This window comes from Ruegeria sp. CDSA034 (genome assembly GCF_059612275.1).
Genome location: NZ_JBXWQH010000002.1, coordinates 100,817 through 113,016 on the forward strand (window position 1 = coordinate 100,817; position 12,200 = coordinate 113,016).

The following is a 12,200-nucleotide window of genomic DNA, read 5'->3' on the forward strand; positions in this document are numbered from 1 at the left end:
ATTGGCGTGTTGACTGGACATTCTCTATCCCTGCGGGGTCAGAGGGTCAACCGAACACAAACGCACAGGGGGTTAATATTCGACTTATCGAAGCTCTGTCCCAGAAGGTCACCCACACAATCGCGGCCACATCACAAGTGGCGCCTAAACCTTACTAATCCATGCAGGTTTTCTTTTTTCAAAGAATGCGCCGATTCCCTCCTTGGCCTCTTCGGTTTCCCACCTGTCAACCAGCTCGCGGATCGTGTGGTCGATCACGGCATCGTCAATGCGCGGCCCCAGCTGGCGAACCAATTGCTTGGCCGATGCCACCGCGCCGGATGCACAGGTAAGATAGGGCAGGACTTCGGACTCAACCGCATCATTCAGGTCGGCAGCGGGCACAATTCTGGCCAGCAGGCCCAGCTCTACAGCTTCTGCGGCTTCGAAGACCCGGGCCGACATGAACACGCGCCGCGCGCGGGCTTCGCCCATGCGGGCGATGACATAGGGGCCAATCGTGGCCGGGATCAGCCCCAGCTTGGTCTCTGTCAGCCCCATTTTGACCGTTTCCACTCCGATCGCTACGTCGCAAACCGACGCCAATCCCACACCGCCGCCAAAGGCATTGCCGTGGATCGCGCCGATTAGCGGTTTGGGCAACGTGTTCAGCGCCTGCAACATTTCGGCCAGCTTACGCGCCTCGACAAACCGGGTCTCGGATTCTGCCGCCATCTGAGATTGCATCCACCCAAGATCACCGCCAGCACAAAAGCTTTTGCCCGCACCGGTCAGTACAACAACACGCACGGCGTCGTCGGTTCCAAGCTGGTGCGCGGCTTGCGTAAGATCGGTGATCATCTGGGCCGACATGGCGTTGTGCTTGTCGGCACGGTTCAGGGTCAGAGTGGCCACACCGCGCGCGTCCGTGGTCACCGCAATCGTTTCAAACATGTCCGCTCCTTACTGGGATCGTATGGCGCGTGTCATCTGCGCGGCCTCTTCAATGACCGCAAGGTCGAGGCCGGTCTGATATCCAAGCCGCTCCAAATGAGCCACAACAGCTTCGGTGGCGACGTTTCCGGCAGCGCCCGGCGCGTAAGGACACCCGCCCAAACCGCCAACGGCGCTGTCGAAAACCCGAACGCCCAGCGCCAGCGCAGCGTCGATATTGTCGATGGCCCGCCCGTTGGTGTCGTGGAAATGCCCCGCGAGCCGCGTCATCGGAACGCGTTCGCGCACGGCCAGCAGCATATGGGCAATGGTGTCGGGCGTGCCCTGCCCGATCGTGTCCCCCAGCGATACTTCGTAACATCCCAACGAGAACAGCCGGTCCGCAACTTCAGCCACTTTCTCGGGCGGTGTTGGTCCGTCAAAGGGGCAATCAGTCACGCAGGACACATATCCACGTACAGGCAAGTCGATGTGGCGCGCAGCTTCAAGGATCGGGACAAAGCGGTCGATGGATTCTTCAATAGTCGCGTTGATATTGGCTTTTGAGAACCCTTCCGAAGCCGAAGCGAATACCGCGATCTCATCCGCCTTTGCGGCCAAAGCGTCTTCGTATCCCTGCATGTTCGGTGTCAGCGCTCCATAGCGGACACCGTCGGCCCGTTTGATCCCGGCCAACACGTCCGCGCTGCCCGCCATTTGCGGCACCCATTTGGGCGAGACAAAACTGGCCACTTCGATGCGGTTGAAACCGGCCTTGCTCAGGCAATCGACCAGCGCCACCTTGTCCGCCACTGCAATTTCGCGCTTTTCGTTTTGCAGACCGTCGCGCGGACCCACTTCGAAGATTTCGACCCGTTCACCCATTGCTGTGTCCTTCTCTGATTGCCGCATTCGATTCGACTGTGCCACGTTGTTCGAAAAGGGGACAGTTCATTCCTCCTCCAGCCGGACCAACGCGGCCCCAGCCTCAACCTGCGCCCCGGCATCCGCCAGCACTTCGGCAACGATGCCGTCACGGGCGGCCAGCAGGGAATGTTCCATTTTCATGGCCTCAAGGATTGCCAGCCGGTCGCCTTCCTGCACGGCTTGACCCACCTGCGCAAAGACAGCTTTGACCAGACCCGGCATCGGGGCCTCAATCACATTGGTGTCGCCAGCGGCACCGGCATCGCGGTCCAACGGATCAACAATTTCCAGGACTTGACCATAGTTTTCAAAGACTGTGATCTGCGAACCCGAGACAGACACGCGCGGCATAGGGGCTCCGTCGATCATCCAACCGCCCGGACCGCGCTGGGCAAGGATTGTTTGCTCTCGGACCTGCCAGACCTGACGGTTCTGACCTTCTACCTGAACGTCCAGATCAATATCATCACCTGCCCGCAAATGGACCGCGCGATGCAGCGGTGCCCACAGCGAAAACCCTGTTTCCTCAACTGTATCCACCAGATCCAAAGCCGTCATCGCGGCCGCGACGATCGAAGACGCCGGGATCGGCTCTGCACGGGCCAGCACATCCAGATCGCGACCAATCAGGCCAGTATCAACATCACCGACGGCAAAGCCCGGATGCCGCGTCAGTGCACCCAGAAAGCCAAGGTTCGTCACTGTCCCCGCAACCTCAGTGCCTTTCAGGGCGCGATGCAATTGTTCCAATGCGACAGCGCGTGTGGGGCCGTGCACGATCACCTTCGCGATCATCGGATCATACCAGGGGCTGATCGTATCGCCCGCACGAACGCCACTATCTGCGCGGCATGCCGCCGGAAAGCGCAGATGGGTCAGTGTACCGGTCGCCGGCAGAAAGCCCTTTGGCACGTCCTCGGCATAAAGCCGCGCTTCGAAGGAATGGCCTGAGATCGACAGGTCACTCTGCTGCTTCGGCAGGCTCTCGCCCGCCGCAACACGCAACTGCCATTCGACAAGGTCCACGCCGGTGATCGCCTCGGTCACCGGGTGTTCAACCTGCAGGCGGGTGTTCATCTCCATGAACCAGAAACGGTCCGGACGCAGCCCGTCCGAGGCATCCACGATGAATTCAACCGTCCCCGCGCCTTTGTAACCAATGGCCTCGGCGGCACGCACGCCCGCCTGCCCCATCGCCTCGCGCATCTCAACGGTCATGCCCGGAGCTGGAGCTTCTTCGATTACCTTCTGATGTCGCCGTTGCAGGGAACAGTCGCGTTCAAACAGATGCACCGCATGGGTGCCGTCGCCAAACACCTGAACCTCGATATGGCGGGGCTTGGAGACGAATTTCTCGACCAGAACAGCATCATTGCCAAATGCGGTGCGGGCCTCACCCCGGGCGCTGTCCAATGCCTCGGTAAAATCTGCGGGCCGCTCGACCAGCCGCATGCCTTTGCCACCGCCACCCGCGACGGCCTTGATCAGGACCGGATAGCCAATCGTGTCGGCCGCACCCGCCAGATGCTCGGGGTCCTGATTGTCGCCGTGATACCCCGGAACAACCGGCACGCCTGCCTGCTCCATCAATACCTTGGCCGCGTCTTTGAGACCCATCTTGCGGATCGCATCCGCCGAAGGGCCAATGAAGGTCAGGCCAGCCGCCTCGACCGCATCCACGAAATCGGGGTTTTCCGAGAGAAATCCATAACCCGGATGGATCGCCTGCGCCCCGGTATCGAGCGCGGCTTGAATGATCACGTCGCCCTTGAGATAGCTCTCAGCCGGCGCCGCACGACCAATATGAACAGCCTCGTCCGCCATCTGCACATGCCTGGCCGACGCATCAGCATCAGAAAACACAGCCACGCAAGTTACACCCATTTTCTGAGCGGTTTCCATCACCCGACAAGCAATCTCGCCCCGGTTGGCGATCAGGATTTTTTTGAACATAGTTTAGCCCTTATCCACCAGGTCTTCGATCAGGCGGAACCGTTCGCAAAGCAATTCCATCTCGGGATCAAACCCGCCGTTACGCTCAAAGTAACGCCGGTGATCCTCACGCCACCCATCTAACGTTTCGTTTTCACCCTCGGCCAAGGCGAAGTCTTCGGTCATGTCACAATAGCGGCAGATCGAAACTTCGACCGTCTCAATCACCAATGCGGGACGATCATCCCATTCAAGGGCAATATCGCGCCGCCCAACAACCGGGGTATCAAGGCTGCCTTCGGGATAATCGCGCAGTGCGCCGCAGGTTGCCGTTTTTTGCCCTGCCCGAACCAGCGCTAAAAGCTCGGCACTCAGGATTGCACTGTCGCCGAATTTGAACGTCTGTGCATCGGGATAACGCGCTTTTATTTTTTCCAGGTCGATGCTCATCTTACATCCTGAACACGCCAAAGCGTGTCTCCTCAATCGGCGCATTCAGTGCCGCGTTCAACGACAAGGACAGCACGTCCCGGCTTTTGCGCGGGTCGATAATTCCGTCGTCCCACAGCCGCGCTGAGGCATAGAGCGGATGGGATTGTTCTTCGAACATCTCCAGCGTGGGGCGCTTGAACTCGGCCTCTTCTTCCGCCGACCAAGTTCCGCCCTGGCGTTCAATCCCATCGCGTTTTACGGTGGCCAGAACACCCGCCGCCTGCTCTCCACCCATCACGGAAATGCGCGAGTTTGGCCATGTCCACAGGAACCGCGGTTGGTAGGCCCGTCCTGACATGCCGTAATTCCCCGCTCCGAATGAGCCACCCACCAGCATGGTGATTTTTGGCACATTGGTCGTCGCGACCGCAGTCACCATCTTGGCCCCATGCCGCGCGATGCCTTCGTTTTCGTATTTCCGCCCAACCATGAAGCCAGTGATATTTTGCAGAAACACCAATGGAATTTTGCGCTGTGAACACAGTTCCACAAAATGCGCGCCCTTTTGCGCAGCTTCCGAAAACAGCACGCCGTTATTGGCGATGATCCCAACCGGGCAGCCTTTGACATGAGCGAACCCTGTCACCAGCGTCTCACCAAAGCGCGGCTTGAATTCGTCAAAGCGCGAGCCATCGACCAACCGCGCAATCACCTCGCGAATGTCATAGGGCGTGCGCAGATCGGCGGGGACGACGCCCAGAATCTCTTCGGGGTCATAGGCCGGATCCTCGGGGTTGGCCCAATCCACCGTCTGTGGCTTGCGCCGGTTCAGCGATCCGACGGCCCGCCGCGCCAAAGCTAGCGCGTGGGCGTCATCCTCGGCCAAATAATCCGCCACCCCGGACAGGCGCGTATGGACATCTCCGCCACCCAAGTCTTCGGCGCTGACCACCTCACCCGTCGCGGCCTTGACCAAAGGTGGTCCGGCGAGAAAGATGGTGCCCTGTTCCCTGACGATGATCGTTACATCTGACATCGCGGGCACGTAGGCCCCGCCAGCCGTACACGACCCCATCACCACAGCGATTTGCGGGATGCCCTTCGCGCTCATCCGCGCCTGATTATAGAAGATGCGGCCAAAGTGATCGCGATCGGGAAACACCTCATCCTGATTGGGCAGGTTTGCGCCGCCGCTGTCGACCAGATAGATGCAGGGCAGTTGGTTTTCCTCGGCAATCTCTTGCGCGCGCAGGTGCTTTTTGACTGACAACGGATAATAGGTGCCACCCTTCACGGTGGCATCGTTGCACACCACCATGACCTCTTGCCCCTGCACCCGGCCAATCCCTGCAATTACCCCGGCACAGGGAGCGGCGTCGCCATACATCGCATGCGCCGCCGTCGCGCCGATCTCAAGGAACGGCGACCCCGGGTCCAACAGGTTCGCCACCCTACGACGCGGCAGCATCTTGCCCCGCGATTCATGCCGTGCGCGGGATTTTTCGCCGCCGCCCATGCGGGCGGCCTCGGCGGCGTCGACAATTTGCGCCAACGCGTCCAGATGAGCCGCGCGGTTTTCCCGGAAGCCTTTGGACGAGGGCAAAGCAGAGGATCGGAGCTTCATCTTGTGTACTCTCTTAGAAAATCTCGAACGGGGTTTTCGCTGACTGCAAAGCTCTGCATCAGACGCGCGTAACCTTGCGCCACGTTGCTGGAACAAACTGCGTCAAGTTTTTTGATCTCTGGCTCTTCCAGAAAATCTTCCAGATCCGACATCGGGACCATAAAATAGTAGTCAAATGGCAGCATCTCGGCCGCCATCTCCATCGCCTCGATGGCCTCTTCGTTATCCCCGCGGCACAAATAGGCCAGGGATAGGTTGTGATAGGCGCCTCCCATTGCGTCATAGTCGCCGTCCGCCTCGTACTGGCTCACGGCAAGTTTGAAACGCCCGACGACTTCGCGATTGTAAAAATTCTCATCAGCTTGCGCTTCCGGCAGGAACATCGAGACATAGGCCAGATTTTCATCATGCCATCCGTCGGTTTGCATCTCGGTGCTGAAGACACTTCTCAGCATGCGAATTTCGGGTTCATATTTCAAGGTGCTGTAAGAGGCAGAGATCGCATCTAAATAGTTGTCGTAAAATGCAATTTTTCGTTTGTCTTCGTCATCAAGGCTCGCCACTCGACCGGCTACTTTGCGCAATTCAGAGATAGCCTCGTCGGGATAATCATAATAAACTAGAAGGTCTGCCAGTTGCAGTTGCTCTATGACTGCAATTTTGTCTTCGACGGCTTTATCGATTGTGTCCCGCATCCACGTCTCGAAGTAAGCCTTACCGGCCCAAGCCGCGCCAATGACCGCAATTGCCGTCGCGCTGAATTCAATCCCCGTTCTGATACTGGACTTATCCGCCATGATTTCCCTCCTCAGACGCGCGACGCTTCAATTCCTTTCGGATTACTTTTCCGGTCACGGTCAAAGGCAACTCTTGCACAAAAGCCACTTCACGGGGGTAAGAATAATGCGCAAGGCGGGTTTTAACCCACTCCTGCAACTCGGATTCCGAGGCGTCAGCCGCCGGTTTCAAAACCACATATGCCTTGACGATTTCTGTCCGCAGCTTGTCGGGCTTGCCGACCACGCCCACCGTTGCCACCGCCGGGTGGGTCAGCAGGCAATCCTCGATCTCTGCCGGGCCGATACGATAACCGGACGAGGTGATGACATCATCGTCGCGCCCTACGAAACGCAGGTACTCACCCTCCCACACACCGCGGTCGCCGGTAATCAGCCAATCGCCGCGAAATTTCTCAGCCGTTGCCTCGGGGCGGTTCCAATATTCCAACAGCATTGAGGCCGAGCCTCGCCGGATGGCCACGTCACCCTCATCAGCCGTCGGGTTGCCGTCCTCGTCGATCACCGCAATTTCGTGCCCCGGGACCGGTTTGCCTATGCAGCCGGGCCGCACCGGGAAGTCATCTGAGCAGGAAGAGACAACCATGTTGCATTCGGTCTGGCCGTAGAATTCGTTGATCGTTAGACCGAAGGCCTTCTGCCCCCATGCTAACATCTCGGCCCCCAGCGGCTCACCCCCGGACGCGACTGACCGTAGCCCGGGAAGTGCCTGATCCGCCGCCTTGAGCATTCGAAGTGCCGTTGGGGGAAAGAACACGTTTCGCACACCACCGCGCGCAATCACATCGGCGCAGGCTTCTGGGGTGAATTTGTCCAGCCGTGCGGCGACTACGGGGATTCCCAGCGCAAGACCGGGCATCAGCACATCGAACAACCCGCCGATCCAGGCCCAATCGGCCGGTGTCCAGAGGCAGTCGCCTTCGCACAGGTTGTTATGGCTGATCGAAACCCCCGGAAGGTGGCCGGTCAGCACCCGGTGGCCATGCAACGCACCTTTCGGGCTTCCCGTGGTGCCAGAGGTATAGATCAACACCGCCGGATCCTCTGGCCCGGTGTCAGCGAATGGCACAACGCCTCCGTCTTCGCCAATCTGGTCCGCCATGAGCGGTTCTGCCAAGTCGCCTAACAGCGTCGCGCCGTCCGGGTCGGTCAGCACAACCTGCGCTCCGGCATCGCCTACCCGAGACCGCAGGGCATCTTGCTTGAATAGTTTGAACAACGGCACAGAGATCGCGCCGATTTTCCAGATCGCCAGATGCGCCGCCGCACACCACGGTGACTGGCTGAGCAACACGCCCACGCGATCCCCCGGCTGCACTTTCTTCGACAGCGCACGCGCGATGCCGTCTGTCATTTCAGCAAGCTGCCCGTAGGTGACGCGCCGCTCGTCGCTTCCTGTCAAGTCGATCACGGCGACCTGATCCGGTGCGTGATCAAGACACTGACGCGCCATATTCAGACGAGATGGCACGTCCCAGCCCCCCGCTGAACGCAAACCCGGTATGCGATTAGCTTCTGGCACGCTGCAATTCCCTTATTTTCAAGGGCCTTACCGGAGAAACCTCCGATGACCCCGTCACACAAATTTGATGCAGATCAGAGTGCGCGGATCGCGCGGCTGTCAATTCAATCTCATCAACTGAACCAAAGGCAAGACCATGACCAACAAACTCGCCACTTTGACACTTTCCACCGCGCTGGTGGCGCTTGCCGCCCCCGCCTTTGCCCAATCGCAGGGTGATTGGACCGTCGGTGTCGGTGTCGGTTACCTCAACCCCAAGTCCGATAATGGCACGCTGGCCGGACAAAAGGCCGAGATCGACTCGGACACCCGCCCGATCTTCACTGCCGAGTATTTCATCCGTGACAATCTGGGCATCGAATTGCTGGCCGCGACACCGTTCAAGCACACCGTAACCCTGGGCGGAAGCACCGAGGCTGGCACCGTCAAGCACCTGCCGCCCACCCTGTCGCTGAACTATCACTTCCCGACCAACAGCGCATGGAAGCCCTATGTCGGTGCCGGTCTGAACTACACCATCTTCTTCGACGAGCAGTCCGCACTGGGTGATCTGAAGGTCGATGACTCTTTCGGTGTCTCGCTGCAGGCCGGTCTGGACTATATGGTCTCGGACAATGGTGCTGTCCGTCTGAACGTACGTTGGTTTGATATCGACACGGACGTCAAACTGAACGGAACCAAGATCGGCAAAGCCGATATCGATCCCTTCCTTGTCGGCGTATCCTACGTTCATAAGTTCTGATCCTTCCAAGGAAAACGCTTCGCAGTTCCCTCGTCTGCGAAGCGTTTTCTTCTCTCAGCGCATCTCGTTCATCAGTTCCCGCCCGATCAGCATCCGGCGGATTTCGCTGGTGCCCGCGCCAATCTCCATCAGCTTGGCATCGCGGAAAATCCGGCTGACCGCCGAGTCAGACAGGAACCCTGCCCCACCCATCGCCTGAACAGCCTGATGCGCCTGCGACATGCCCTGTTCTGAAGCATAAAGACAGCACGCCGCCGCATCCTGACGGGTTACATCCCCCCGGTCACAAGCCTTGGCGACCTCATAGACATAGGCCCGTGCGGAATTCATCGCGGTGTACATATCGGCGATCTTGCCCTGCATCAGTTGAAAGCTGCCGATCGGTTTGCCGAACTGCTTTCGCTCTGCCAGATAGGGCATGATCTCATCCAGACAGGCCGCCATGATGCCGGTTCCAATTCCGGCCAGAACCACACGTTCGTAATCCAGCCCGGACATCAGAACCGCAACGCCCTTACCTTCTTCGCCCAAAACGTTTTCGAACGGCACCTCGACATCTTCAAAGATCAGCTCGGCCGTGTTCGAACCGCGCATCCCCAACTTGTCGAAATGGGGCGAGGTCGAGAAGCCCTTCATCTCTTTCTCAATCAGAAACGCGGTGATGCCCTTCGATCCGGCCTCCGGGTTGGTCTTGGCATATACGACCAGCGTATCCGCGTCCGGCCCGTTGGTGATCCAGTATTTGTTGCCGTTCAGCCGGTAGTGATCATTGCGTTTTTCCGCACGCAACTTCATCGACACAACATCGGATCCGGCGGAAGCCTCGGACATGGCCAACGCACCAACATGTTCGCCCGAGATCAGGCGCGGCAGGTATTTCGCCTTTTGCTCGTCATTACCGTTCAGCTTGATCTGATTGACGCACAGGTTCGAATGCGCGCCATAAGACAGAGAGACCGAGGCCGATGCCCGCGCAACCTCTTCCACAGCTACAGTGTGGGCCAAATAGGACATCCCTGCCCCACCGTATTCCTCGGACACAGTGATGCCGAGCAAACCCAGATCGCCCATCTCTTTCCAAAGCTCGTTTGGAAATGCGTTCGAGGCATCGATTTCACCCGCCATCGGCTTGACCCGCTCCTGCGCCCACCGGTGTACCATTTCACGCAGGGCATTCACGTCCTCGCCCAGATCAAATTGCATGGCCGCCGTGAACATAAGCGATCTCCTCTTTCGCATTAATGAACAGTTGTTCAATAAATAGCAGCGAATCTGAATTGGGTCAACGACGGCATCCCAAAAACAAACCGCCGCCCTGATCGGGGCGGCAGTTTCATACAAATAAAGCGTGCGCGTCACGCGCACTCGATTGGATTACGACTGATACACTGCGCTCACCTCTGCCCGAATGATCCGTGCGATCAGCGCGCAATCATCAAGCGAAAAGGTTAAGGGAACGCGCATGTCGACGATCCCGGCGAGGATTCGATCACTTTTTGGCATCGGCGCGCTGTCGGCATATCGCCAGCTGTCATAGCGCGATGTAAAGCCGTTCGGCTCGGCCCCGCCGAACCACTTAAGCTCGACCCCCCGGGCCGCGCAGCGCTGGATAACCTCGTTTACCCGCTCCGCCGTCCAATCGAGCAACAGGAACTGGATCGAGGAACCGACAAATGTCTCGGCCTCTGGCCGGTCGACAACGCTCAGACCTGGCGTCTCGCGCAGGCCTTTTTCGATTTCGAAATAGCGTTCGTTCCAGCGTTCAATCTGCCGATCCAGATCGCGCAATTGCGGGCGCAGGATTGCGGCCCGCAGATTATCCATTCGCCCCGAGACATTGGGGGTATGATACTTGATCCGCTCAAACACCTCTGGCCCCGGTGCCGCAAGGTGGCGTTCGTACAGCATGTAGGACCCCGACAGCATCGTTGCCTTTGCCGCCAGTTCCTCATCATCGGTGATAAGCAAGCCGCCCTCGCCCGAATTGACGTGTTTGTAGGTCTGGCAGGAATAGCAGCCAATCGCGCCTTGTCGGCCCGAAACCTGCCCATGCCACGCAGCGCCCATTGTGTGGGCGCAATCCTCGATCACCGTGACACCTGCGGCATCGCACATCTGCATCAGCCGATCCATGTCACACAGATGACCACGCATATGGCTCAGCATCAAAACGCGGGCCTGATCCAGCTTGGTTTCGAGATCGTCCAGATCAATCGTAAGGTCTTCGGTCACACCCACAAAAACGGGGCGCGCACTGACCGAAGCAATAGATCCGGGCACAGGTGCCAGAGTGAACGTGTTCGTCAGCACCGGGTCCCCCGGGTTGACCCCCACGGCCCTCAGTGCCGTTGCCATCGCATAGCCGCCCGAGGACACGGCCAGACAGTATTTGGCACCTGTCTGGGCGGCAAATTCCTGTTCCAGCAGGGCGGTTTCGCCCAATTCGCCAGGTACGACGTTATAACGATGCAGACGCCCGTGGCGCAGTACCGCCAGCGCGGCCTCAACCGCCTCTTCTGGAATGGGTTCCTGCTGGGTGAAGCTGCCAGTGAATATCTCGGTCATAAGAGTGTTCTGGTCCTGCAAAACGTTCGGGTCAAGGGATTACGCGGCCGCGCCAATCAACTCTGCAACCAATTCTGGTAAATCATGGAAATGGTGCAGCAGAGCTTCGGGTTCCAGCGCGGCCATATCATCGCCGGACGGGCCGAAGGTAACCAATACCGACGGCACACCCGCGGCACGGGCCGTGTTTCGGTCAGTGTCGGAATCGCCAATCAGAACACATAAATCAGGATGACCACCCGCCCGGCGTGCAGCTTCGCGCAACGGCTCCGGATCAGGCTTGCGCACCGACAGCGTGTCTGCACCAACTAAAGAGGCAAACAGTTCACGCACTCCCATCTGCGTGAGCAACTGATGGGCCAAGGCTTCAGGCTTATTGGTACAGATGCCAACCCCGTAACCTGCGGACTTCAACATTTCCACTGCGTCCAGCGCGCCAGGGTAGAAATGGGTATGCCTGTCGATATCGTCGGAATACGCTTCAAGCAGCATCGGGTAGTAGTCTTGAACCGTTGCATCGTCATAAGCGCCCACCCGTTTCAACCCATGGGTCAGCATCATTCGGCCACCGCGCAGCGCAACGCCCGCATCTTCACCGTGAACCAACACATCCCCATGCCCCATATGCCGAAAACAGTGGTTAGCGGCGGCCAGCAAATCGCCCGATGTATCGGCCAAGGTCCCGTCCAGATCGAAGATAACCGTACGCATTTTGCCCCCTAATTCGGCGATACTTCGCCATAAGTG

General features: G+C 58.7%; 11 protein-coding genes. 1 reads left to right on the forward strand and 10 read right to left on the reverse strand.

Going from position 1 to position 12,200, the window contains the following annotated elements; all coding sequences use genetic code 11:
- Nucleotides 1-144: 144 nt before the first annotated feature.
- From AC2FLJ_RS04430 to AC2FLJ_RS04460, 7 genes are all read right to left on the reverse strand, one after another.
- Nucleotides 145-933, reverse strand: a complete 789-nt coding sequence (locus AC2FLJ_RS04430; RefSeq protein ID WP_496695831.1) for a crotonase/enoyl-CoA hydratase family protein — start codon at nt 931-933, stop codon at nt 145-147.
- A 9-nt stretch (nt 934-942) separates the two neighbouring features.
- Nucleotides 943-1,797 carry a hydroxymethylglutaryl-CoA lyase gene (locus AC2FLJ_RS04435; protein WP_496704558.1) on the reverse strand — a complete coding sequence of 285 codons (855 nt, stop codon included), beginning with the start codon at nt 1,795-1,797 and terminating at the stop codon, nt 943-945.
- A gap of 66 nt (nt 1,798-1,863) precedes the next feature.
- Complete coding sequence (locus AC2FLJ_RS04440; protein WP_496695835.1) at nt 1,864-3,792, reverse strand: acetyl/propionyl/methylcrotonyl-CoA carboxylase subunit alpha; 1,929 nt, start codon at nt 3,790-3,792, stop codon at nt 1,864-1,866.
- Between the two features lie 3 nt (nt 3,793-3,795).
- Nucleotides 3,796-4,221 (reverse strand): ASCH domain-containing protein, encoded by a 426-nt coding sequence (locus tag AC2FLJ_RS04445; RefSeq protein WP_496695837.1) that lies wholly within the window; start codon nt 4,219-4,221, stop codon nt 3,796-3,798.
- Between the two features lies 1 nt (nt 4,222).
- Nucleotides 4,223-5,827 carry a carboxyl transferase domain-containing protein gene (locus AC2FLJ_RS04450; RefSeq protein ID WP_496695838.1) on the reverse strand — a complete coding sequence of 535 codons (1,605 nt, stop codon included), beginning with the start codon at nt 5,825-5,827 and terminating at the stop codon, nt 4,223-4,225.
- On the reverse strand, nt 5,824-6,624 hold the full coding sequence (locus tag AC2FLJ_RS04455) for a hypothetical protein (RefSeq protein WP_108861589.1): 801 nt from the start codon (nt 6,622-6,624) through the stop codon (nt 5,824-5,826). Before AC2FLJ_RS04455 ends, AC2FLJ_RS04450 begins: the two co-directional genes overlap by 4 nt.
- Nucleotides 6,614-8,077: an AMP-binding protein gene (locus AC2FLJ_RS04460; RefSeq protein ID WP_496696507.1), complete on the reverse strand. Its 1,464-nt coding sequence runs from the start codon at nt 8,075-8,077 to the stop codon at nt 6,614-6,616. The genes AC2FLJ_RS04455 and AC2FLJ_RS04460 overlap by 11 nt, the downstream gene beginning before the upstream one ends.
- Before the next feature lie 205 nt (nt 8,078-8,282).
- Here AC2FLJ_RS04460 and AC2FLJ_RS04465 point away from each other — a divergent pair, with 205 nt between their 5' ends.
- Nucleotides 8,283-8,888 carry an OmpW/AlkL family protein gene (locus tag AC2FLJ_RS04465; protein WP_496704561.1) on the forward strand — a complete coding sequence of 202 codons (606 nt, stop codon included), beginning with the start codon at nt 8,283-8,285 and terminating at the stop codon, nt 8,886-8,888.
- A 54-nt stretch (nt 8,889-8,942) separates the two neighbouring features.
- Here the strand turns inward: AC2FLJ_RS04465 and AC2FLJ_RS04470 are convergent, their stop codons facing one another.
- The 3 genes from AC2FLJ_RS04470 to AC2FLJ_RS04480 all read right to left on the reverse strand — a co-directional run bounded on the left by AC2FLJ_RS04470 (nt 8,943) and on the right by AC2FLJ_RS04480 (nt 12,164).
- Complete coding sequence (locus tag AC2FLJ_RS04470; RefSeq protein WP_282153997.1) at nt 8,943-10,106, reverse strand: isovaleryl-CoA dehydrogenase; 1,164 nt, start codon at nt 10,104-10,106, stop codon at nt 8,943-8,945.
- 156 nt (nt 10,107-10,262) lie between these two features.
- Entirely contained in the window at nt 10,263-11,453 is a 1,191-nt protein-coding gene (locus AC2FLJ_RS04475; RefSeq protein ID WP_496704563.1) for a DegT/DnrJ/EryC1/StrS family aminotransferase, read from the reverse strand.
- 39 nt (nt 11,454-11,492) lie between these two features.
- Nucleotides 11,493-12,164: an HAD-IA family hydrolase gene (locus tag AC2FLJ_RS04480; protein WP_496704565.1), complete on the reverse strand. Its 672-nt coding sequence runs from the start codon at nt 12,162-12,164 to the stop codon at nt 11,493-11,495.
- Nucleotides 12,165-12,200: the final 36 nt, after the last annotated feature.

Bases quoted from the DNA above. Each gene is read 5' to 3' on its own strand.
- AC2FLJ_RS04430 (WP_496695831.1), bottom strand. From the start codon at position 933: ATGTTTGAAACGATTGCGGTGACCACGGACGCGCGCGGTGTGGCCACT.
- AC2FLJ_RS04435 (WP_496704558.1), bottom strand. From the start codon at position 1,797: ATGGGTGAACGGGTCGAAATCTTCGAAGTGGGTCCGCGCGACGGTCTG.
- AC2FLJ_RS04440 (WP_496695835.1), bottom strand. From the start codon at position 3,792: ATGTTCAAAAAAATCCTGATCGCCAACCGGGGCGAGATTGCTTGTCGG.
- AC2FLJ_RS04445 (WP_496695837.1), bottom strand. From the start codon at position 4,221: ATGAGCATCGACCTGGAAAAAATAAAAGCGCGTTATCCCGATGCACAG.
- AC2FLJ_RS04450 (WP_496695838.1), bottom strand. From the start codon at position 5,827: ATGAAGCTCCGATCCTCTGCTTTGCCCTCGTCCAAAGGCTTCCGGGAA.
- AC2FLJ_RS04455 (WP_108861589.1), bottom strand. From the start codon at position 6,624: ATGGCGGATAAGTCCAGTATCAGAACGGGGATTGAATTCAGCGCGACG.
- AC2FLJ_RS04460 (WP_496696507.1), bottom strand. From the start codon at position 8,077: ATGGCGCGTCAGTGTCTTGATCACGCACCGGATCAGGTCGCCGTGATC.
- AC2FLJ_RS04465 (WP_496704561.1), top strand. From the start codon at position 8,283: ATGACCAACAAACTCGCCACTTTGACACTTTCCACCGCGCTGGTGGCG.
- AC2FLJ_RS04470 (WP_282153997.1), bottom strand. From the start codon at position 10,106: ATGTTCACGGCGGCCATGCAATTTGATCTGGGCGAGGACGTGAATGCC.
- AC2FLJ_RS04475 (WP_496704563.1), bottom strand. From the start codon at position 11,453: ATGACCGAGATATTCACTGGCAGCTTCACCCAGCAGGAACCCATTCCA.
- AC2FLJ_RS04480 (WP_496704565.1), bottom strand. From the start codon at position 12,164: ATGCGTACGGTTATCTTCGATCTGGACGGGACCTTGGCCGATACATCG.